Origin of the sequence: Sulfitobacter sp. CB2047, assembly GCF_000735125.2 — a bacterium.
In the GTDB taxonomy this organism is placed as follows: domain Bacteria; phylum Pseudomonadota; class Alphaproteobacteria; order Rhodobacterales; family Rhodobacteraceae; genus Sulfitobacter; species Sulfitobacter pontiacus.
In genome coordinates this window covers 2,739,985-2,761,960 of sequence record NZ_CP072613.1, presented here as the reverse complement: position 1 = coordinate 2,761,960, position 21,976 = coordinate 2,739,985, and the positions used below count along the sequence as shown (strand labels likewise).

At 59.7% G+C, this 21,976-nt stretch carries 20 protein-coding genes; 5 read left to right on the top strand and 15 right to left on the bottom strand.

Features of this window, described 5'->3' with window-relative positions; all coding sequences use genetic code 11:
• Positions 1-151: 151 nt before the first annotated feature.
• The gene (locus IV89_RS13560; protein ID WP_005851782.1) at positions 152-1,021 is read right to left on the bottom strand and encodes a LysR substrate-binding domain-containing protein; all 870 of its coding nucleotides are present in this window, start codon (positions 1,019-1,021) and stop codon (positions 152-154) included.
• A 161-nt stretch (positions 1,022-1,182) separates the two neighbouring features.
• On the opposite strand from IV89_RS13560, the gene IV89_RS13555 reads away from it, so the two are divergent.
• The gene (locus tag IV89_RS13555; RefSeq protein WP_346428844.1) at positions 1,183-2,301 is read left to right on the top strand and encodes an S-(hydroxymethyl)glutathione dehydrogenase/class III alcohol dehydrogenase; all 1,119 of its coding nucleotides are present in this window, start codon (positions 1,183-1,185) and stop codon (positions 2,299-2,301) included.
• A gap of 69 nt (positions 2,302-2,370) precedes the next feature.
• On the opposite strand, the gene tcuB is transcribed toward IV89_RS13555, so the two are convergent.
• The 3 genes from tcuB to IV89_RS13540 are packed head-to-tail and all read right to left on the bottom strand — an operon-like array spanning position 2,371 to position 5,490.
• Complete coding sequence (tcuB, locus tag IV89_RS13550; protein WP_037943450.1) at positions 2,371-3,438, bottom strand: tricarballylate utilization 4Fe-4S protein TcuB; 1,068 nt, start codon at positions 3,436-3,438, stop codon at positions 2,371-2,373.
• Positions 3,428-4,813 carry an FAD-dependent tricarballylate dehydrogenase TcuA gene (gene tcuA, locus IV89_RS13545; protein WP_037943453.1) on the bottom strand — a complete coding sequence of 462 codons (1,386 nt, stop codon included), beginning with the start codon at positions 4,811-4,813 and terminating at the stop codon, positions 3,428-3,430. Before tcuA ends, tcuB begins: the two co-directional genes overlap by 11 nt.
• The gene (locus IV89_RS13540) at positions 4,810-5,490 is read right to left on the bottom strand and encodes a GntR family transcriptional regulator (protein WP_037943456.1); all 681 of its coding nucleotides are present in this window, start codon (positions 5,488-5,490) and stop codon (positions 4,810-4,812) included. The genes tcuA and IV89_RS13540 overlap by 4 nt, the downstream gene beginning before the upstream one ends.
• Before the next feature lie 89 nt (positions 5,491-5,579).
• Between IV89_RS13540 and IV89_RS13535 the strand changes: the two genes are divergently transcribed.
• Positions 5,580-6,626: an AbrB family transcriptional regulator gene (locus IV89_RS13535; RefSeq protein WP_037943459.1), complete on the top strand. Its 1,047-nt coding sequence runs from the start codon at positions 5,580-5,582 to the stop codon at positions 6,624-6,626.
• Here the strand turns inward: IV89_RS13535 and IV89_RS13530 are convergent.
• The 6 genes from IV89_RS13530 to IV89_RS13505 form a co-directional block, all read right to left on the bottom strand.
• Positions 6,601-7,575: a D-2-hydroxyacid dehydrogenase family protein gene (locus IV89_RS13530; RefSeq protein ID WP_037943461.1), complete on the bottom strand. Its 975-nt coding sequence runs from the start codon at positions 7,573-7,575 to the stop codon at positions 6,601-6,603. The genes IV89_RS13535 and IV89_RS13530 overlap by 26 nt on opposite strands.
• Positions 7,576-7,584: 9 nt before the next feature.
• Positions 7,585-7,743, bottom strand: coding sequence for a hypothetical protein (locus tag IV89_RS13525; protein WP_181358626.1), 159 nt, complete (start codon positions 7,741-7,743; stop codon positions 7,585-7,587).
• A 7-nt stretch (positions 7,744-7,750) separates the two neighbouring features.
• Positions 7,751-8,566 (bottom strand): universal stress protein, encoded by an 816-nt coding sequence (locus IV89_RS13520; RefSeq protein ID WP_037943465.1) that lies wholly within the window; start codon positions 8,564-8,566, stop codon positions 7,751-7,753.
• 1 nt (position 8,567) lies between these two features.
• The gene (locus tag IV89_RS13515) at positions 8,568-9,656 is read right to left on the bottom strand and encodes a 4-oxalomesaconate tautomerase (RefSeq protein ID WP_037943466.1); all 1,089 of its coding nucleotides are present in this window, start codon (positions 9,654-9,656) and stop codon (positions 8,568-8,570) included.
• A gap of 11 nt (positions 9,657-9,667) precedes the next feature.
• Positions 9,668-11,698, bottom strand: coding sequence for a tripartite tricarboxylate transporter permease (locus tag IV89_RS13510; RefSeq protein ID WP_037943467.1), 2,031 nt, complete (start codon positions 11,696-11,698; stop codon positions 9,668-9,670).
• A 73-nt stretch (positions 11,699-11,771) separates the two neighbouring features.
• Positions 11,772-12,848 (bottom strand): tricarboxylate transporter, encoded by a 1,077-nt coding sequence (locus IV89_RS13505; protein WP_037943468.1) that lies wholly within the window; start codon positions 12,846-12,848, stop codon positions 11,772-11,774.
• A gap of 150 nt (positions 12,849-12,998) precedes the next feature.
• Here IV89_RS13505 and IV89_RS13500 point away from each other — a divergent pair, with 150 nt between their 5' ends.
• Complete coding sequence (locus tag IV89_RS13500; protein WP_005851808.1) at positions 12,999-13,670, top strand: response regulator transcription factor; 672 nt, start codon at positions 12,999-13,001, stop codon at positions 13,668-13,670.
• Complete coding sequence (locus IV89_RS13495; RefSeq protein WP_037943471.1) at positions 13,667-15,037, top strand: sensor histidine kinase; 1,371 nt, start codon at positions 13,667-13,669, stop codon at positions 15,035-15,037. The genes IV89_RS13500 and IV89_RS13495 overlap by 4 nt, the downstream gene beginning before the upstream one ends.
• A 493-nt stretch (positions 15,038-15,530) precedes the next feature.
• Here IV89_RS13495 and IV89_RS13490 read toward each other — a convergent pair whose 3' ends face one another.
• Positions 15,531-16,379: a DUF4437 domain-containing protein gene (locus IV89_RS13490; protein ID WP_037943473.1), complete on the bottom strand. Its 849-nt coding sequence runs from the start codon at positions 16,377-16,379 to the stop codon at positions 15,531-15,533.
• 113 nt (positions 16,380-16,492) lie between these two features.
• Here IV89_RS13490 and IV89_RS13485 point away from each other — a divergent pair, with 113 nt between their 5' ends.
• Complete coding sequence (locus IV89_RS13485) at positions 16,493-17,395, top strand: LysR family transcriptional regulator (RefSeq protein ID WP_051843915.1); 903 nt, start codon at positions 16,493-16,495, stop codon at positions 17,393-17,395.
• A 218-nt stretch (positions 17,396-17,613) separates the two neighbouring features.
• On the opposite strand, the gene IV89_RS13480 is transcribed toward IV89_RS13485, so the two are convergent.
• The 4 genes from IV89_RS13480 to IV89_RS13465 form a co-directional block, all read right to left on the bottom strand.
• Entirely contained in the window at positions 17,614-17,892 is a 279-nt protein-coding gene (locus IV89_RS13480; RefSeq protein ID WP_107277671.1) for a GNAT family N-acetyltransferase, read from the bottom strand.
• Between the two features lie 30 nt (positions 17,893-17,922).
• Positions 17,923-19,533: an FAD-dependent oxidoreductase gene (locus tag IV89_RS13475; RefSeq protein ID WP_037943478.1), complete on the bottom strand. Its 1,611-nt coding sequence runs from the start codon at positions 19,531-19,533 to the stop codon at positions 17,923-17,925.
• 189 nt (positions 19,534-19,722) lie between these two features.
• Positions 19,723-20,634 (bottom strand): 2OG-Fe(II) oxygenase, encoded by a 912-nt coding sequence (locus IV89_RS13470; protein WP_037943481.1) that lies wholly within the window; start codon positions 20,632-20,634, stop codon positions 19,723-19,725.
• A 221-nt stretch (positions 20,635-20,855) separates the two neighbouring features.
• Positions 20,856-21,842 (bottom strand): zinc-dependent alcohol dehydrogenase family protein, encoded by a 987-nt coding sequence (locus tag IV89_RS13465; protein WP_037943484.1) that lies wholly within the window; start codon positions 21,840-21,842, stop codon positions 20,856-20,858.
• Positions 21,843-21,976 lie beyond the last annotated feature (134 nt).

The window sequence follows — 21,976 nt, the reverse complement described above, 5'->3', positions numbered from 1 at the left end:
CCAGGCCAAAAGATACGATCTTTGCCGGGTCCTCGCTCCTTCGGGCAAAGATGCTCAGATGACGGCCCAAGTTCCGAAGGTCAGCGCACTTGGCGGGTCGCTCACGATCATCGGGCCTTCCTTTCAAATTCTGAGGCGATGATTTTGTAGATCATCGCAACCCTTTCGCAAGGTGATCAAGCAGCAGCCGGACCTTTGGCGAAAGATGCCGGTTCTGCGGATAGATCGCCCAGATGCCATCGTCCGGCGCGCGATACGTATCCAAAACAGAGACCAACCGACCGGCCCGCAGCTCCGCCTCGACGTAATAATCCGGCAATTGGATGATCCCGAGGTTCTTCAGCGCCGCATCGACCAGCGATGCGCCGCTGTTGCAGCGGAGATTGCCTTTCACCCTAATGTGGCGGGTGGTTCCTTTTTCCTGAAACCGCCAATAGCCCAAAGTGCCTTGCAGACAGTTGTAGCCGTCAAGTTCGGACAGGGTGTGCGGGGTTCCGTGAGCGGAAAGGTATTCGGGTGCCGCGCAGGTGTAATGCCTGCGAGAGGCCAGCCGCTTTGCCATCATGGAGCTGTCTTCCAACTCTCCCAGCCGGATCGCGAGATCGTAGCTTTCCGCTACAAGATCGAGCAGCTGATTGGTCAGCCTGAGGTTGACCTCAAGATCAGGATAGCGCCGGACGAAGTCATTCACCAAAGGCGCGATGCGGTTCTCGCCATATGTCACCGGGGCTGTAAGGTTCAGCCGTCCCTTGGGGCTTTGATGCAGATCGGTGATCGCGCGCTCGGCTTCGGCCAGCCCATCAAGCACCTGCCGGCAATGGTTGTAATACACCTGACCCGTCTCGGTGATCGTGACCTTGCGCGTGGTGCGGTAGAACAGCTTGGTGTCCAATCGCGCCTCAAGTGCGCCGACTTGGCGGCTGACCTGAGCCGTAGAAATACCCAAGCTGTTGGCAGCAGCTGTAAAGCTTTGGGCTTCAGCGACGGCCACAAATTCTGATACCCCCTCCCAACTCAGCATGATGTTCCTTTCAATCTTAATGGCGGAAGAACTATTGCTAATAGGTAACGGTGTTTTGCAGATATCTCTGATTATCGCCAGTGGGAAACAGTGTAAATGACTGTCCCTACACCGTCACCCGCCAAAATAGTCCTAACCGCGAAGTGAGACCCATGACCGATATCATCAAATGCAAAGCGGCCGTCGCCTGGGCCGTTAACGAACCTCTCTCGATCGAGGAAATCGACGTAATGCCGCCTAAGGCTGGCGAAGTGCGCATCAAAATCGTGGCCTCGGGCGTTTGCCATACCGATGCTTTCACTTTGTCGGGCGAAGACCCCGAAGGCCTGTTCCCGGTCATTCTGGGCCATGAAGGGGGCGGGATTGTCGAATCCATCGGCGAGGGCGTCACTAGCGTGGCGGTGGGTGACCATGTGATCCCGCTCTACACGCCAGAATGTGGCGAGTGCAAATTCTGCAAATCCGGCAAGACCAACCTCTGCCAGAAGATCCGGGAAACCCAGGGGCGCGGTCTGATGCCCGACGGCACCAGCCGGTTCTACAAGGATGGTCAGCCCATCCTGCACTACATGGGCTGCTCGACCTTCTCGGAATACACAGTGCTGCCCGAGATATCGCTTGCCAAGGTGAACCCCGACGCGCCGCTGGAGGAGGTCTGCCTGCTGGGCTGCGGCGTCACTACCGGCATGGGGGCTGTGATGAACACCGCGAAGGTCGAGGAGGGCTCATCGGTTGCGATCTTCGGCATGGGCGGCATTGGCCTGTCCGCCGTGATCGGCGCGACCATGGCCAAGGCCAGCCGGATCATCGTGATCGATATCAACGAAAGCAAGTTCGATCTGGCGCGTAAGCTGGGTGCCACCGATTTCATCAACCCAAAAGATCACGACAAGCCCATTCAGGACGTGATTGTCGAGATGACCGACGGCGGCGTCGATTACTCCTTCGAGTGTATCGGCAACGTCAATATTATGCGCTCGGCGTTGGAATGCTGCCACAAGGGCTGGGGGGAATCCGTAGTCATTGGTGTCGCAGGGGCAGGGCAAGAAATCTCGACCCGTCCGTTCCAGTTGGTCACGGGCCGCGTCTGGCGGGGGTCGGCCTTCGGCGGGGTCAAGGGACGCTCCGAGCTACCTGACTATGTCGAGCGCTATATGAACGGCGAGTTCAAGCTGAATGATTTCATCACCCATACCATGGGGCTGGAAGAGATCAACGAGGCCTTCAAGCTCATGCATGAAGGAAAAAGCATCCGTTCAGTGATCCACTTCGGCGAATGATCGTCTCCCGGTCGCGCCGTCTGTAGGCGCGGCCGGGGTGATCTGGAAGCGTTGCTAGAAAGCCTAAAGTCAGCCCACCTCGCGCCGCTGTGCATCCCTGACCAGCGCTGCCATTCGGTAGAACCCATGGGCCATCTTGGTGAAAGGCGTGAGCAGGAAAAACGCCAGCACCGCGCCGAGGTGGATGACCAAAAGCCCCGGCATCCAGCCGGTGCCCCCTGCCGCATAGAGCAGCAGACCAGATAGTCCGACAAACCCCAGCAACCCGGTAAAGGCTATTTCGCCGCCAAAGGCATTAGTCGCGCCGAGCGATTTGTCAGACCGCAGCTTAAGCCAGACCATCTTGCCACAGCCCAACACCAGCAGAACACCGCCCGAAAGCCCGAGGAACTTGGGTGCGGAGAACAGCCCGTAGGGGGCGGGCATATCGAGCAGGTAATGCATCAGCGTCGCCACGCTGGTCGAAGCGAAACACAGCAGAAAGCCATACATAATCGCCTGATGCGCATAGCGGCGGGAATGGGTAAACCGGTCTTCGTCTTCAAAGTTGCAGCCGTCGCCGTGGCCGCCCTTGAGGTTGCGCATGTTCGCGACAGAGGCGATGGCCCCGCGCAGATGCGACAGGCGAACCCGGGTGCCGCCCACGGTTTGCCAGTAGCGGCGCAGGCCGATGGCAATGCTTATCAACGGAAACAGAAAGGCGGGCAGAAAGATCGCCACCATCGCATTGTGGGATAGCACCGCGTAGAAGCCTTCGCCTCCTGCGGCGGCCAGCGCACGGGCAGCCCAAAACAGCAATGCAAAGCCCAAGACAGTGGCGAGCACGATGGCGAGGCCGTTTTTCTGGAAGGCTTTCCCGGCGGCACGTGGAAAGGCAAACTCTTCCCAACTGTCTTGGCGCACATCGGCCAAGGCTTGCGGCAGGTTCAGTTCAAACTCATGCGGGGCGGTGTATTGGCACGCATAGTAGCAGCCCCGGCAATTGTGACAGAGGTTCGCCAGTTGAGTCAGATCCCCGTCCGAAAAAGCGCGTTCGGCTTGCAGGGCCGGGAACACTGAGCAGTACCCCTCGCAATAGCGGCAAGCGTTGCAGATTTCGGCCTGACGGCGGGCCTCTTGGAGTAGATCAATTTGCATGGGCTGCGGCCTCCTTGCCTGCGATACGTCCGAATACGGTGCCGATGGTCATGCCAAACCCGGCGAGGTAGCCTTGGCCCAGGATCGACCCGGCCATGGTTTCGCCCGCAGCCCAAAGGTTGCTGACAAGGCGGTCGTCGATGGAGCATTGCGCGTTTTCATCCACCTTCAGCCCGAGATAGGTAAAAGTGACGCCAGTGCGCAGCGAATAGCCGTAGAATGGCGGCTCGGTGATGGGGCGGGCCCAGTTGGTCTTGGGCGGGGTGAGGCCGGAGGTGGCGACCCCGTCCAGCTCGGTGGGGTGAAAGCCGCTTTGATCGCCGCAGGCTTCGTTGAACTCGGCCACGGTCTGCGCCAGCGCGTCGGCGGGCAGGCCCATTTTGCCCGCCAGTTCCGCCAGCGTGTCGGCCTTGATCGGGGGGAAAACCGAAGGCATGAACAGGTTCAGCGATTTCGCGTCGATGATGACATAGCCGACCTGATCGGGCTGCGCGGCCACCAGACGGCCCCAGATCGCATAGCGTTTCGGCCAAACATCCTCGCCCTCATCATAGAACCGCTGCGCATCCTTGTTGACGACGATGGAGAAGGGCACGCAATCCAGCCGTGTGACGATCCCGCCATCGAATTTCGGTGCCCGCCCGTCGATGGCGACGGCGTGACATTGGGTCGGATCGCCCACCTGTGCGATGCCTTGATCCAGCAGATCCGCCAGAACCACGCCGCGGTTATAGGGCGTGCCGCGGATCAAGAAGTTCTTCGCCGCTGGCCCCCATGCGCGTGCCAGCCAGTCGGTGTCGGCCTGAAATCCGCCAGAGGCCACGACGACGGATTTGGGCGAGAGGCTCTTTGCTGCCCCCTCATGGGTATAGTCCACCCGCGTTACCCGGTCGCCTTCCAGTTCGAGATGGGTCACGGCGGCTTCATAGAGCACCTCCACGCCCAGCCCTTCGGCGGTGCGGTAATAGGCGTTCACGAGGCTCTTGCCGCCGCCGCGAAAGAAGGCGTTGGTGCGGGCAAGGGATAGGGTGCCCGACAGCGAGGGCTGAAACCGCACGCCATGGGCTTCCATCCACGGCAGGCATTCCTCGGAAGAGCGGATGGCGAGGCGTGCGAGATGTTCATCTGTCTTGCCACCCGTCACCTTCATCAGATCGGCGAGGTATTCCTCTTCGGTGTAGCTTTCGACCAATGGGCCCAAGGGGCCATGGTGCATGCAGCGGAAGTTGCGGGTGTGGCGCGAATTGCCGCCCCGGTAGGGTTTTGGCGCGGTCTCAAGAATCAGCACGCGGGCGCCGTTTTCGGCAGCGGTGATCGCGGCACAAAGCGCCGCATTGCCGCCGCCGATCACGACGATATCGTAGGTTTCAGTCACAGCAGGTCTCCGTCATAGGTTTCATCGCGCGTGGGCTGCGCGCGCAGGGCGCGCACCCGAACCCGTTGGGCCGCTTCGATATGCGCGCGCATCGCCGCTTCGGCGAGGGCGGCATCACGGGCCTTGATCGCATCCAGAACGCCAAAATGTTCCTCCACCGCTTTCTCGGCACGGTCAGGATCGGTGAGCGTCGTCGGGCCGAGGATCATCAGCGTCTTTTGCAGTGTATGGATCGACCGGGTGAGAAAACGGTTCTTCGCGGCGTCCAGAAGGGCGGCGTGGAACTGGCGGTTGAGGGTGAAGGCTTCGGGCACATTGCCCAGGGTGGCAAGCTGCTGGTTCATGTCCTGCAACTCTTCGATCTCGATGTCCGAGGCAGCGCGGGCGGCGAGCCGTGCGGCGGTGCCCTCCAGCACGGCGCGCATCTCGTAGAGTTCCATCACCTCGGCGTAGTCCAGCGTGCGGATGCTCGCCCCTTGACGCGGGATATGTGCCACGACGCCGTCTGCCTCTAACTGTCGGATCGCTTCGCGCACGGGGGTGCGGGAGACGCCCAGACGGTCGGCCAGTTCGGTCTCCCGCAGGCGGTCGCCGGGGTTCAGCCGTCCGGCGCGTAACTCATCCATTAGTTGAGCATAGGCAGAGTTGCCCTGCGGTGTGCGGTCTTCTTCGCTCATAAAACGCCCCCAAAGGTGATTATTGCATACATGTGGATACAATAGTATGCAATAATGATCAAGTCCGATAAACTGCAGGAGTGGACCCCATGCGCATTGCCATACCAACCCGAAGCCGGTCGCTTACCCTCATCCTCGCCGGGGCTGGCACTTTGGCCTTCTGGGCGCTTGATCTGCCGCTACCATTCCTTTTCGGCCCTATGGCCGCCTGTCTTATCGCGGCATTGTCGAACGTGCCGATTAAAGGCTTCGGTCAGGTCTCGGTGGCGGCGCGCACGATCCTTGGGGTGGCGGTTGGGGCTTCGATCACGCCTGATCTTTTTTACCAACTTCCACAAATGGCGATGTCGGTGGCGCTGGTCCCGGTCTTTATCGCGTTGATCGGGATTATCGGGGTCCCGTTCTTTCGGCATGTTTGGGGGTTCGATGGGCCGACAGCCTATTACGCCGCGATGCCGGGTGGCCTGCAGGACATGGTGATTTTTGGCACCGAAGCGGGGGGCGATCCGCGGGCGCTGTCGTTGATCCATGCCACGCGGGTGCTGATTATTGTCACCCTCGCGCCTGCCTTCCTGACGCTGGTTTACGGAGCAAGGCTGACCAATCCCATCGGCGCGCCGGTGACGGAACTGCCGGTGGGCGAGATGGCCCTGATGGCCGCCGCCGCCCTGATCGGCTGGAAGGGGGGAGAGCGGATCGGCCTTTTTGGCGCGTCGATCCTCGGCCCCATGATCGTCACCGCTGTCTTGTCACTTTCCGGCCTGATCCACAGCCGCCCGCCCGCCGAAGCCATCCTGGCCGCGCAGTTCTTTATCGGCTGCGGGATCGGCGTGCATTTTCTGGGCGTGACATGGGGCGAGCTGACGCGGGTGGTGCTGGCGGGCATCGCCTATGTGCTGGTGCTCGCCGTCTTGGCCGCAGGTTTCACCGGGCTTGTCACTTGGGCCGGGTTGGGCAACCCGGTCGAGGCATTCCTTGCCTTCGCGCCGGGCGGGCAGGCCGAGATGACGGTGCTGGCCATCGTGACCGGTGCGGATTTGGGCTTTGTCATCACCCACCATCTGACCCGCATCGTGCTGGTGATCGTCGGCGCGCCGCTGGTCGCGGGGTTTATGGCGCGTAGACGGAAGGATTGATCATATGGATCGGAGCGCCTGCCGCATAGGCGTTCACCTGTTCGAAGATATCCGCGAATTGCTTGTCGAATTCGTCTTCGGTGACAAAGCCGATATGCGGGGTGGCGATCATCTTGGGGTGGGACAGCAGCGGGTCGCTGGGGTCGGTCAGCGGCTCGGCATCAAAGACATCCACCGCCGCCGCGCCAAGATGCCCGGCGTTAAGCGCTTGCAGCAGCGCGCCTTCGGCAATCAGCCCGGCGCGCGAGGTGTTCACTAATACCGAACGCGGCGGCATCGCACCGAGGTCGTCGGCGGTGACACTGCCGCGCGTCTCAGATGTAAGCCGCAGATGCAGCGAAACCACGTCACATGTGCCGAAAAAGGCCGCGCGGCTCTCGGGCACGGTCTCGCCATCGGCTTCCGCCCGCGCGCGCCCGGCTTCGGAACTCCACCAGACAACTTCCATGCCAAAGGCGCGGGCATAATCGGCCACAACACGCCCGATGCGCCCATAGCCATAAAGCCCCAGCCGCCGCCCGCGCAGGCTGCGCCCGACGCCCATCTGCCAGTTGCCCGCCTTGGCGCTTGCCATCTGCTGCGGCAGTTGCCGCATGGCTGCAAGGATCAGCGCAAAGGTCAGTTCCGCCGCCGCATGGTTGGCCCCATCCGCACCTTTGTTGGAACACAGCAGTACTCCCTGGTCGGTGCAGGCCGCGACGTCCACATGCGGATAAGCGCCACGCTGCGAGATCAGGCGCAGGTTCGGCAGGCGCTCCAGCAGCCCGCGCGTCACCTTGGTCCGCTCGCGAAAGAGCACGACGCAGTCGGCATCCCGCAAACGGTCGGCCAAGATCGCCTCGTCAGGCTGATGGTCCGTCCAGACGGTGACATCATGCCCCGCCAGCAGGTCAAAGCAAGGCAACCCGCGGAGGGTGTTGAACCAGTCGTCGAGGATATGAACCTTCATCCCTGCACCCTATGCTGAAAGCGCGTTGATCGCTTTGCTGACCCGTTCGTGCAGGATCAGCAGATCAGAGTCGCGGTCTTTTTGCGTGTTGAGGCTGGCGATCAGCTCGGCACGCAGTTTTTCCAGATCACGGCGGGCGGTTTTGATTTTCTCGTAGTTGGTCATCATTTGCTTCTCAATGGGACAAAAGAACGGGGATTTTGATCTTTTCCAGCACCTCGGCGGTCACGCCGCCAAGGAAATCTTCGCGAAACTTGGAGTGTTCATAGGCACCCAGCACCAGTAGTGAGGGATCGTGCCGCTCGCAATAGGACAGCAGAGTCTGTGACACCGGATGGGTTGTCGGAAAGTCTTCATGCACCGCTTCGACGCCGTGGCGGTCGAGGTGGGTCATCAGATCGGTGATCGGCCAGGATGTGCGTTTGCCGACCGTCAGCACGCTGACCCGGCCATCGGCCTCAAGCAGGCGCAAGCTGTCCGACAGCGCCCGCGCGGCGGCGCGACCACCGTCCCATGCCAGCGCCGCGTGGCTGTGCTGCGCGCCTGCGTCATAGCCCGCGGGCACCACGATCACCGGACGCCCGGACTGCAAGGCGATGCGATCAGGATGGTGGGTCACATGGGCGTCGTCGCTCTCGGTCCGGGCACCGACGATCAGCATGTCATAGTACCGCGCGCCTTCGGAAAGCAGCATGTCGACGCGGCCGGTCTCTTCGCGGAAATCCAGCGCGTCGCCCAGACCGAGGGCGGGGCGGAGTTCTTCGAACCGGCGGATGACCTCGGCCAAGATTTCGCTGTTGGCAGCCTCCAACAGGGCGCGAGCCTCTTCAGGGATCCAACGGGAACGACGGTCGATCACCTCATGCGCGGTATGCGCAAGGATCGCCGTGACATGCGCGCCGCGCTGTTTGGCGAGGGAAGCGGCATAGCGCAGCGCGGCGACGGAGGCGTCGGAGCCGTTGAAGGCGACAAGCAGGTTCATCACGGGCATGTCAGCGACCCTCCCAAATGCGCGAGGGGACAAAGACACAGCCATCCGCCAGCTTGCGGGCTGTTCGCAGCAGCCCGGCGGAGTTCAGCGCGAAGCCGTCCGACGTGTCGTAATCCACCAGCACGTCGATCGTACCAGAGGCATGTTCAAGCACCACATCAGCGGGGCTTTGAATGGGGCGTTCCAACAGGCCATCGGCCACACTGCCGGGCGTGAGCGCGCAGGAAGCAAGACATTGCGCCCCGGTCACCGCCATGGAGGGGTGCGTGTTCCACGGCATGAAATAGCGCGTCGCGATGGTGCCGCCCTCGCGGGCGGGGGCCAGCAGGCCGAACTTCGGCGTAACGGATTTTGCCACATCCCCCATGCCCATGGCGGCCCCGGCCTGAAGGCGGATGGCTTCCATACGGGCAAAGAAATCCTTGTTCGCGTCAAGCTCGGCGACGCTCTCATACCCCGTCAGGCCAAAGTCCGCCGCGCGGGCGATGACCATCGGCATGGCGACATCCATGCAGGTGACTTCGATCCCGTCAAAGGTATCGCGGATACTACCCGTGGGCAAAAACGCCCCGGTCGAAGAGCCGACGACGCCCATGAAGTTCAACGCCACGGCTGCACCGGCACCGGGCACGCCCGCGATCTCGGTGTCGCCGTCATAGGTGAGCACACCGCCGGGGGTCAGCACTTTGGAGAGCACCTTGGCCCCAGTGTTGACGGCGTGGATCTTCACATCCGTTACATCGCCGGTGGGCTGGACGAGGCCCAATTCCACCGCCGCAGGGCCAACACCCGACAGGATGTTTCCGCAGGTCGGTTTGAAGTCGACCAGCCGATCCTCGACCGAGACTTGGGCGAAGAAATAGTCCACATCGGCCCAAGCGTCGTCTGAAGGCGATAGCATCGCGACCTTGGTCGTGACCGCCGCGCCGCCACCGATGCCGTCGATGTTGAGCGGATGGCCGGAGCCCACCACAGCGAGCAGCACCTCGGCCAGAGTTTCGCGGTCTTCCGGCAGATCCGCGCGGTTGAAGTATGGCCCCCGCGAGGTGCCGCCGCGCATGAAGAGATAGGGGATAGCAGTCTGTGTCATCTCTAAACTCCTCAGTTCAGCGGCCAGGGCAGATCGACTGCGCTTTGCAGTAGACCGGGCGGGAAATCACGGTTGAGTGCCCCGGCCATGACGCACATCAGCGCGATGCCGCAGGCCGTCAGGATCAGGGTTTTCGGCCAATGCGCCTGTGCGCGGACCCGCAGGAAGCTGATCAAAAAGCCCAAGAGCGCGAGGATGAAGCCGACGAAGTATGTGGCGACGATCAACCCCACGAACCACGCCAGCGTGCTCCAGAGGCCATAGGGCGCATCAGCGTCCTCGCCCGAGACTTCCTTGTCGGCAAAGATCGCATCGCTTTCGGGGCGCAGGATCATCTGCACCAGCAAGATCAGCAGCGCAGCCAGGGCGATACCCCCCACAACCAGCGGCACGATCTTGTCGGTCATGTTGTAGTCAGGGATTAGCGAGGCATTGATCAGCGCGGCCACGACGTAGCCCATGATGATCAGCAAAAAGACCAGCGGCGCGCGTTTGGAGCCGGACTGCACATCGCCTTCGGCCATGATCGACTTGGCCTGACGCAGACCCAGCACGACAGAGACCACGGTGACGATCAGCAGCACGATGACGATGGGTGAGAAGACATAGTCCATCCCATCCTCAAAGGATTTGCGGAACCGGAACGATGCGATCTGAAACGCTTGGTTCGAGAATTTCTCGACCGGGTTGGACAGCACGAAACCGATGAGGAAAGCCGGGCGCGACCAGTCAAAGCGGCGCAGGAAGATACCGATCAGGCCGATCACGAAAAGCGCGAGGATGTCTTCGAAGTTCTGTCCCGACTGGAACGCCGCGAAGGAGATCAGCATGAAGAGGAAAGGCGCGAGGTAAGTGAAGCGGATCGTGGTCAGCTTGGCGATTCCGCCCGAAGCCGCGATGCACAGCAGCGTGCCGACGACATTGGCCAGCGCCAGCAGCCAGACAATCGAATAGGTGATGTCGAGGTTGTCGCGCAGCATCGAGGGGCCGACTTCGATCTCGCCGGACCCCAGCAGGGCGATGGCCCCGATGAAGATCGCCATGGAGCCAGAACCGGGGATGCCGAACAGCAGGGTAGGGACCAAGCCGCCGCCCTCTTTCGCGTTGTTCGAGCTTTCCGGCCCGATCACGCCGCGCACTTCGCCTTTGCCGAAGTTCGATTTGTCCTTCGTCGTTTGAACCGCGTGGCCATAAGCGATCCAGTCAACGACTGACCCACCAAGGCCGGGGATGACGCCGACCACCACGCCGATCAGTGAGCAGCGCACCGACAGCCATTTGTTGGCAACCCAGTCGCGCACGCCGTCGCCCCAGCCCGCGCCGAGTTTGGCTTCTTTTGAAATCGCCCGGTCTTGGCGCAGGAGCGATACGATCTCGGGCACGGCAAAGATGCCAAGGCCCACGATCACCAGTTTCAGGCCGTCTGTTAGATAGGGGATGTCATAGGTCGCCATCCGCAGGGAGCCGCCCGCATCAGCCTCGCCGATGGTGCCGATGAGCAGGCCGAGACCCGCGGCCGCCAGACCTTTGAGCGCCACGCGCCCGGCCAACACCGCGACCATCGACAGGCCGAGGATCGAGATCATCAGCATCTCGGGCAGGCCGAACGACAGGACGATGGGCCGCGCAACAACGATGAACAACGTCAGGAAAGCCGCGCCGACCAGACCGCCGAAGAGCGATGAGGTGAAAGCCGCCGAAAGCGCCCGCGCGGCTTGGCCTTTCTTGGCCATCGGAAAGCCATCGAGCACCGTGGCTTGGCTGGCCGAAGACCCCGGAATGCCCATGAGGACGGAAGCGAAAGTGTCTGAGGTCGGCACGACCGCGACCATGCCGATCATCAGCGCCAGACCCAGCACCGGGTCCATGCCGAACATGAAGGGCAAGAGCAGCGACAGCCCCGCGATCCCACCGAGGCCGGGAAAGACGCCGACAGCCAGGCCCATGACGACGCCCAACACCAGATATCCCAGTACTACAGGTTGCAAAATTAGAGCCCATGCCTGGCCAAGCGCAGGCAGAGCGGTTGCGAACAGATCCATCGCACCGACCTCGAAATGTTAGATTAAAGGGAGGGGTGGCCCCGGGGCGCGCCCGGGGCCTTGGGGGTTTCGCTTACTTCAGCGAAACGCCATAGGCTTCTTGCAGCCAGTTGGTGACGAAGGCCTTCGCCTCTGCAGAGACGGTCGTGCCGCGCTGCGTCGCCTTTGCCGCGCCTTCACCTACGAAGACGGGGTATTTCCCGACGCGCTTCTCGGCGATTTGAGCGAAATCTTCGCGGTTGCGCACCGCGTCGAAGGCTGCCGTGTAGGTTTCGATCACGTCATCGGGCGTCCCTGCGGGCAGGAAGGCGATCTTTTGCACCGGAAAACCTGCGATGAAGAAGGCTTTCCACGCGTCCCAAGCCTCGCCCTCGGTCGCGCAGCCCTCGGTGGCTTCACAGACTTCCTTGAAGGTCAGGATGTCGGGGAAGGTGGGGTCACGAACGATGTTGCCATCGTCGTCCAGCGCGCCCCATGTCATCATCGGCACGGCTTGACCCTTTTCGACCAGATCGGCAGAGGCCCCGAGGTAGCTTGACGAGGTCTGGTAATCGATCGTGGCCTCGCCGCGCTCAAACATCAGACGGCCATCGCCACGGCCCTTGATGCCAAAAACCGGCTCTACATTCATGCCCAGCATTTCCCATGCCAGCAGCGGCACGAGGTCAAGGCGCGTGGCCCCTTGCGAGCCGTAGATGAAGTTGATGTCTTTAAGGTTATTGGCGGTGCCATCGAATTTCTCACCGTCCGCGGGGTTCAGATAGGCGACCCCGCCGGTGCCCGATGCCATGACAGGCTTCCAGTCGCTGTACTCATACCGCACGCGCGGATCGTCCAGCAGATAGGGGAACTGGGTCGAGCCGGAGGTGCCGAAAAGAACCGTGCCCTCGTCATGTTCTTGCTCTTGGAACCAGTTGGCACCTTTGGTTGAACCCGCGCCCGGCATGAATTTGACCACGACGGTGGGGTTGCCCGGAAGTTCCTCGGACAAGAGCGGGGCAAAGAAGTTGGCCCATTTGGCCGAGCCGCCGGTTTCCGAGAAGGGGATGACCCACTCGATGGTTTTCCCTGCAAAGTCGACTTCGGCCAGCGCCGGGGCGGCAAGGCAAGCAGCAGATACAGCGGTTGCGGCGAAATACTTGATAGTCATTGGTGTCCTCCCGTAGACATTCTGTATCGGTCAGACTTTCACGCCTGCCGTAATTCGTATTTGTTTCAGGGAACGAATCCCTCCTCCAACACGGGCACACTGCCTTTCCAACCTTGCGCGAAACTTGCGCATCAGGATTAAGTTTTAATCATGCGCATTGCAGTCATCGAAGACAATGAGGCTCTGGCACAGGGAATTGCCCATCGCTTGCGCGATCGGGGCCATGCGGTGGACCTGCTGCATGACGGGGAAGATGCTGACATTTTCTTGCGACATGAGGGGGCTGACCTGATCGTGCTGGACTGTAACTTGCCCGGTTGTGACGGGCTGGAAGTTCTGAGCCGTCTGCGCCGCCGTGGCGATGGCACGCCAGTGATCCTGCTGACCGCGCGGGCGGAGACTTCAGAGCGAGTAGCAGGGCTGGATGCCGGAGCCGATGATTACCTGACCAAACCCTTCGAGATGGATGAGCTCGAGGCCCGGCTGCGTGCCATGGCGCGGCGCAAAAACCTTGAGTTCGCCGCCCGCGACGCGATTGGCCCCTTGGTCTTTGACCGCACGAACCGGCAGCTGCTGGAGGGGGAGCAGCCACTGGCTTTTCCTCGTAAAGAACTGGCGACGCTTGAATGCCTTCTCGAAAGGCGCGGGCGGATCGTCTCGAAATCCCAACTGATCACCCACGTCTATGGCACCGGGGCCGCGCAGGAAGACAGCGCCATCGAGCCGCATGTGTCCCGTCTTCGCAAACGGTTAGAGCCCTTCGGCATCCGCATCAAAGCCGCCCGTGGGCTGGGCTATATGTTGGAGGTCGACAGCGCATGACCTCGATGTCGCTGCGCTCTCGGCTGTTCATGCTGATCCTGCCGCCGCTGCTGCTGCTTTCGATCGTTCTGGGGTTTTGGCGCTTTGAAGTGGCGCAGCGCACCTCTGAAACCCTGTTCGACCGGAGCCTGCTGGCCGCGGCCTTGGCAATCTCTCGCGATGTGGCAATCTCAGGCGGGGATGCGCTTTCTCCCAGCACGCGGGATTTCGTCTCGGATGCCGGGGGCGGTGAGCTTTTTTACCATGTCACGGGCCCAGGTGGCATCTACATCACCGGCTATGCCTATCCCCCCGTCTCTGGCGGTCGGGCGGGCGAGGATCGGCTGAACTACACGATGGCGGAATATCGGGGCGAGCCTGTGCGGGTTTTGCGGATGGCGGAGAGCACGACCATCGGCAACCTCACGGGCGATACGATCGTCACCGTCTGGCAAAGGGACAGTGATCGCAATGCTTTCGCCGCCGCCTTGGCGCGCCGCGCGGCGGCGTTGATCGCCAGCCTGATGGCAGCACTTGCTTTGGTGGTTTGGTTCGGGGTGAAGATCGGCCTGCGCCCCTTGAACGATTTACAAGATGCGATCCAACACCGATCTCCCGATGACCTGCGCGATATCCGCCGCCCGGTCCCGGCAGAAGTCTTTGGTATTGTCGCTACATTGAACCGGCTTTTCGGGCAGGTGCGCCAGAGCATTGAGGACCATCAGGTCTTTATCTCCAACGCCGCGCATCAGCTGCGCAACCCCGCCTCCGCACTGTTGTCATTGGCCGAGGTTTTGCCAGATGTCAGCGACCCGCAAGAGCGTCGCCTGCGCGAACGTGAATTGATCGCCGCCGCACGTAAATCGGCGCGGCTCGCCAATCAGTTGTTGTCTCTCGAACGGTTGCGCTACGACGAGGCACCAACATTCGATAGACTGGAACTTAACGCTGTCGCTGCCGAAGTCTGCAGTGACTTTGCCCCGACGGTCCTGTCGCGGGACATAGGCTTTGGCTTCGAGCCATATCCTGCCCCTTTGCCCGTGAATGGTGATAGCGTGCTGCTGGGTGAGGCCATCACCAATCTACTTGAAAACGCGCTGTCCCATGGGGGGCCAGGCCTCTCAGCGATCCGCGTGAGCACCGTGGCCGAGGCGGGGTATGCGGTGCTGACCGTACAAGATGACGGCATCGGCATCCCCAAAGACAGCACGCAGGCCGCGTTTCAACGGTTCGGTCAATTGAGCGAAGGGGAGGGCAGCGGGCTTGGGCTTGCCATCGTTCAGGATGTCCTGCGCCGTCACGGTGGTGACGTCGAGCTGTTGCCGCAGGAGCGGGGGTTGGTCGTGCGATTGAAAGTTCCGTTGGTGTCGCCGGTCGCAAAGCCCTGACACAAACCGCGCGCTGCTCGTTACTCTAATTCGTGTACCCAGTTACATAGGTAAATGCATCGATCCTGTCGACCGCGTCGTGGTTTGGTGCAGACTTACCGTTCTAAATCAAATTCGCTTGCTTGCAGGTATTTAGCTTTATGCAATTCGGTTTCTTGGTCTGCAAGCGGCGCATAGGGAGCGGCAAGGCGACAGAGTTCCGATGGTGCGACAAAGCACGAATGGTCGTTTTGGGCGGAAAGCGGTCGTTCGCTGCAGGTGCGAAGCATGGGGAAGGCAATGGTGAAAGCGGGCGTATCACGAGCGGCTAAGACTTCATTGTCTTTCTAAAAAGCTGGCCTGCCCAAAGTCGACAGATCCACGTTCCGGTTTGTTCGATTTCAGAAAAGCAGGCGGATGCACGATACAGGGGCTTGCTATTTTCTTTGCCAGTGGACCGCGATCGCTTGAAGGTGGGACTAGAGCCATCTTTCAAACGACCGCGGCACTGCGATTACTTCCCGGTGAAAGTGTATTTGCCTTCTGCCCGCACATACAGCATGCAATCATCTTCGATCTGGCAAGACAGATCATATGATCCGCCTGTTTCGGAGCCAAAATAGCTGCCGGGAACTAGATCGCTTTCTGTGGAGCCTTCCGGGACGGTTAGGTCCGTTTTGCCGGAGATTGTGACAGCGCGGAGCAATCCAGCATTGCTTTCGAGCGTGCCGGAAGTTCCTGCCGGAATTTTCAGGAATGTTGCATTGTTTGCGCTGGTCTCTCCCCAAAGGTAGGCGAGCTGTGGGGCGGCCGTGTTGTCCTTGGCGGCGGGCTGATCGATCCATGTCACATCATCCGTGCTTAGCCAGACAACGTTGCTTGAATCCAAATTCACTGGAAGTTCGTGATTGTCAAAAGCCTCTTCGGTCGGCCGGACCAGATATGGCCCTTCGAGGATCTCCAAAAAGATCGTTGCGCCGCCCTCTGCCGCCGCAGATGTGATGTGAGGCTCACCCGCCGGCTGTGACCAAAAAGAGCCCGGCCCCATCCACATGTTTGCGGCATCGGGATCATCATTGTGGACAGCACCTTCGATAACGATGCCCCGATAGGTGATGTTGTGAATATGGGGCGGCGAAGAAAAGTTCTCTCCGAATTTGATAATGGCACCGGTGGGCACGTCTTTGGCGATATCCCCCCAGAGCACGCCGGCCTGAGGTGCTGCGTCTCCGCGTGCTGGGTTGAGCGGCTGATAAGTAACATCCGAAAATTTCACGATCTCGGTGGCTTCTTGTGCAAAGGATTGCTGCGAACTTAGCGCCAGGGCTATTGCGGCTATGGGCAGAACGGAGTGTTTCATCATGTCATATACTTTCGTGGTGAAGTGTCTTGGCTCGTTGCCGGGAGTAAGATACTATGAAACCAACGAATGATAATGGCTTCAAAAAGTAATACACTATTCGGCTGTGGCAAATAATGATTAACGATCTGAAATTGCTGGAATTGTTCGTTCGGGCAGCGCGGTTGGGAGCTATCGGTAAGGCCGGTGCAGAGTTTGGTTTGTCGCCGACGAGCGCGACGCAACGCATTCAGGCACTCGAATCCGAAGTGGGCGCGCAGCTTTTGCACCGGACAACTCGAAGTGTCAGTGTGACGCTTGAAGGGGAGCGCTTGCTGAAACATGCAGAGCGGATTTTCGAGACGGTGCAGGACGCCATGCTTGACGTAAGTGGCGAAAATCAAGTCCTGCGCGGCACTCTAAGGTTGGCTGGCCCTGCCTCATTCGGGCGGAAGTACATTGCGCCATTTGTGACGGAATTCTTGTCGATGCATCCGGGTTTGACCGTGCAACTCCACCTTAGTGATACGGTTTTTGACATCGTGGATAACGGGTTCGATTGTGCTATCCGGTTGGGTGCTCTGGAAAGTTCGAGCCTCAAGGCGCAAAAGCTTAGTTCATGTCCACGTATTCTGGTTGCTGCGCCAGACTACCTAAAAGCGATGGGCACGCCACAAACGCCACAGGACCTGGTTCATTTTGACTGCGTAATTCGCGATGCATTGCAGAACTGGAAGTTCAAAGGGCCTCATGGGGAGGAAGATGCCGTCAAAGTTGCGGGCCGTTTTGTGACCAATCTTGCAGAGGGTGTTACCGAAGCTGCCATTTCCGGCTTTGGCATCGCGCGCAAATGTACATGGGAAGTTGCCGAGCATCTTGAAAGTGGTGAACTGGTAACTGTCCTGGACAGATATAGCGTCGCGCCGGAGTGGAACATTCACTTCATGCGCCCGCCCGGCGGGATCGAGCCGCTTAGGGTCCGGCAATTCAGATCGTTTATCAAACAAAAGATGGCGCAGGTGCCGACTTTGCGGCAGTGAAGTGGTTTTTACAATGACCGGTAACTTGCGACCCACGACCGAACAGCGCCGTTTTGGATTATGGTGCCCGATATACTCAGCAGGGCATATATGGCCGGATTGGATTGGACTGGGCGTGAGGTTGACCTCAAGGCGTTCGCCAACAAGGGTCTCATTATTTCACAAAACGAGACGCTTACATTTTTGAAAATGTTCGTGTTTCTCTACGCTATATAAGCCTAATTCAGCACGTCAGCCCATTCGGGGTGTTTTCGAAACTGTGAGGCGGCGAAGGGGCACAGCGGCACGATCTTTTTGCTTTGCTTTCGCATGTCAGCGACAATTTGTTCAATAAGCATCTGCCCGTACCCGCGACCCCGCAAGGCGTCGTCGACTTCGGTGTGGTCGATGATGACGATCTTATCTCCAGCTTTGGAGAAGGTCGAGACGGCCTCGCCACCCTCGGTTCGGAGGACATAGCGTCCCCCTGTTTCTCCGTCTTCAAAATCTACGTGCATGAGGGGCTCCGTCAAATTTTCAACTGGGGTTCAGCTATTCAAATGGTTCCAGACCTCGCTCATGACGACCGAGCCTTCGCCCACCGATGACGCCACTCGCTTGACCGAGCCGGACCGCACGTCGCCAACTGCAAAAATGCCGTGGGTCGATGTTTCAAACGGCGATCGGCCACCGTTTTCGGTGCCTGTCAGAACAAAGCCCTTATCGTCCAACGCGGCGTGCCCGGCCAGCCAATCTGTATTGGGTGCCGCCCCCGCCATGATGAAAACTGTGCGGCTGTCATAGCGATGATGCGTGCTGTCGGCTTTGTTTTTCACCGTCACTGCGGATAGCTTGTCATCGCCATGCAGATCAGAAATTTCTGCTTGGTAATGGATCGTGATCCGTGGATCGGCCTCAAGGCGCGACGACAGATAGTCCGACATAGAGGCGGCAAGGCTGCCGGAGCGCACCAGAAGATGCACATGCGCAGCTGTGCGGCTGAGGAACATGGCCGCTTGCCCCGCGGAATTGCCGCCGCCTACAACGATGGCTTCCGAGTTTCGGCAAAACCGAGCTTCCATTTCTGTGGCGGCATAATAAACGCCGACGCCTTCGAATTCTTCCAGTCGCGGGATCGGCAGCTTGCGATACTGAACACCCGTAGCCACCACAATCGACCGTGCGCAGAGTTCGCGTCCGTTTGAACAGGTCGCGTAAAAGCGGTCGTCACGATAGGCTAATGCCTCGATCCGCAATGGCATGGCAAATCGGGTGCCGAATTTCATCGCTTGGACTTCGCCGCGCCATACAAGGTCTCCACCTGAAATTCCCGTTGGAAATCCCATGTAGTTTTCGATCCGGCTGGAGGTGCCTGCCTGCCCACCGATGGCGATATCTTCTGCGACGACGGCAGATAGCCCCTCGGCACCAGCATAGACCCCTGCGGCTACGCCCGCAGGCCCGCCCCCGACAATCAGGACATCGACCACTTCGCCGTTCGGGATCACCAGTTCAAGCCCCAATGTCCGAGCGAGCTTTTCCGGCGTCGGATCGTAAATCACCTCACCGCCAAAAATCACCGCAGGGCCACAACCTTGTAGATCACAGCTTGTGCGTTCCGCGTCGGCCTCGGCACTATCAAGATCAATCAGTTGCGCCGCGATCCGGTTGCGCTGTGCAAAGACGGCGATCTTCTGAATATCCTTGTCAACATCCGCGCCGATCAACTTGAGCTCGGTTTGTCCATGCTCGATGTTTCCGCGCCGTCGCGCCGCAAAGACGGTCAGGATAATATCGCTCATCTCTGGGATGCGGGACATCAGTTTAATCAGGTCTGCGTTTTGGACCGCGATCACCGTCGAGGTTTCACACGCCCTCATTTGGATCATCGACACCGCACCGGATAGCGTCCCGATTTCACCGGTAAATTGGGATCGCCCCATCGTGGCCGCGATTGTCCGCTCCTGCGTAATCGGATGCACAACCTCTATCTCGCCGCTTTCAATATAAAGCAATTCCTCCAGCGGATCACCGGGTCGAATGATCGTGTCGCCTGCGCCATACGTCCGTATCGTTCCAACCTGTCGCAGCGCTTCGACATGGTCCGCATGCAAGGGCGTCCGCTGCATCTGACTAAGATCGTTGGCAAAGCTTTCCATGCTTAGCATCCCTTTTAGCTATTTGTTGGTTGCTCTCGGCGCGTCGGACCCCCGTTGATGAGAATAAACGCATGATGCACAGGCGCTCAATGGACCTTATGTTACAGGCATGCCGCACGTTATTTCCGTCGCATATTCGGGCGGCCTGAACCGCCCGAATATATCGCTATGTTAAGGGACAACCCGGCCTTAGAACGGCGCGAAATTGTCAAATTCTTCCGTTGGTACGGACCACCTGTCCTTGGCCGAGATTTGCGGCGTCGGCGTGCTGCCATGCGGAATTTGTCCGTGTTGACCATACAGCCACAGAACAAAGTTATAGCGTTCGCCTTCAGTGATCGGCTCGGACGCGTGGGGGACGCTGCCGTGGTGGATCAGTGCGGTGCCGGGTTCAAAAGTCAGTTTTTCAACGCGGCGTGAAACCGGATCGATGAAGCTGACGGCCGAACCGGAGTACCCTTCGCCGGGCAGGTTCAGGTTGATATTTAGTGTCACCGCAGAGGCATCCGAATGAGGGCGCAGGGACGTATCTTTGCTGGCCTGCCACCGGATAGAGAACCCGAATGTTTGTGTGTCGTAGCCTACAACGTCAGGGAACAGCAGACGAGACACGGGCCGCATGTAGGCGTCCATCATCTCGCGGTAGAAGCCCTGAAACCCGGGCGCGGCAAGATACCCTTCGGAGCGCGGGTCAAGCATGGCACCACCGCGGTTCAGCACGATCCCGTAAGGGGGGCGCAATGGGATGTCCGCATCGGCAACGCCGTCAAGGTATTCACGCAGGGCCGCAAGGCGTTCGACATCAAAGAATTGCGCGCGATAGACTCCGGGGAAGACTTCTTCCCACAGGTCCTTGACCGCACCTTCGGCTGTCGGGTCTGCCCATGCCTGTTCCACGGCCGCGCGCAGTTTTGGATCGAAAATAGAGCTGTCGAGCTGAGGCAGCTTAGCCTCGTTCTCCGTCTGCCATTCTGACCAAGCGCGTTCAAACAGATCGCGGTTCTGGTTCCAGAATTGTTGGACAGAGAACTCGCGGTTAAGCATTTGTTCCCGGCTTGGGCGCGCAATGGCACGGGCTTGTTGAAGAGATGAAAGGGTCATTTAGGGGCATCCTTCTTATGTTGGAGCAGGTTTGATAAGCAATACTTATTGATCTCTCTCAGCTTGATAAACGGGCATATTTTGTAATCAAAATTCGGTTAATAGATATAATCGTCAGTTCGGGTTGGGGCGCCGTTTTTCTTTAAAATCCTATTTCGGAAAAACGAATGGCGCGGCGAGCCGAAGCCCGCCGCGCCATGCCGAACGCGCCTTGCGGTGCGTTATACGTCCACGACCACCTTGCCGATTGCTTTGCCGCTGGCGAGGCGGTCATAGGCTGCACCGACCTCTTCAAGGGCAAACTGGGGCTCATCCACGACCGGTTTCAATGCGCCGCTATCAACCAGCTTTGCCAGTTCGGCCAAGATTGCACCGTGGTCTGCGCGGTCTTTGTCATGCAACATCGGGATCAGCATGAATACGACATGCAGTGAGGCACCCTTCAGGTGGGCGGGGGACAGGTCAAGCTCTGCCAACGCGAGGGTGGTGGCCACGTGGCCGTTCAGGGCGACCGCGTTGAATGAGTTCGTCAGGTTGCCAGCGCCGACTGTATCCAGCACCGCATCAAAACCTGTGCCACCTGTGTGCTTGGCGACGTAGTCCTCGACGGACTCCGCCTTGAAATCGATCGCTTCGGCACCAAGAGCACGCACAACAGATAGGCGTTCATCGCCGCTGTCGGTGGCATAAACCTCCGCCCCCAGTGACCGGGCCAATTGCACGCCGATGTGCCCGACACCGCCAGAACCGCCATGCACAAGCACCTTCTGGCCCTCGCTTACGCCGGCCCGCTTGAGCCCCTCATAAGCGGTGATCCCGACCAGCGGGATCGCGGCCGCTTCGCGCATGGATAGGGATTTCGGCTTTTTCGCGATCAGCCGTGCATCAGCCGGCATGTATTCCGCCAGAGCGCCCTGAAGGTTGGCCAGACCACCGGCGCAGCCATATACTTCGTCGCCCACGGCGAAACCGGTCACACCCTCGCCGACTTCTTCAATCGTGCCAGCAAAATCCATGCCCAAAACAGCAGGTGTAGCGGGGGCAAAACCAAGGTCCGTGCCCATATTGCGGATCATCATGTCGATTGTGTTGATACTGGTTGCTTGAACGCGAACAATCACATGACCGGTGTCTGCGGTTGGTTTGGGCAGCTCGGTCAATGCAAAGGCGGAGTTGGGTCCGTATTCGGAGAGGGCCATGGTTTTCATCGGATTTTCCTTTCAATGTGTTTGTTGACACAGAACTAACACGTCTGAATATTTGGGTAATCGGTGCAATTCGGAGTTCAGTTTTCGGATTCTGAAGGTAATGCTCTCATCTGCGCGTGGACGGCGACCAAACA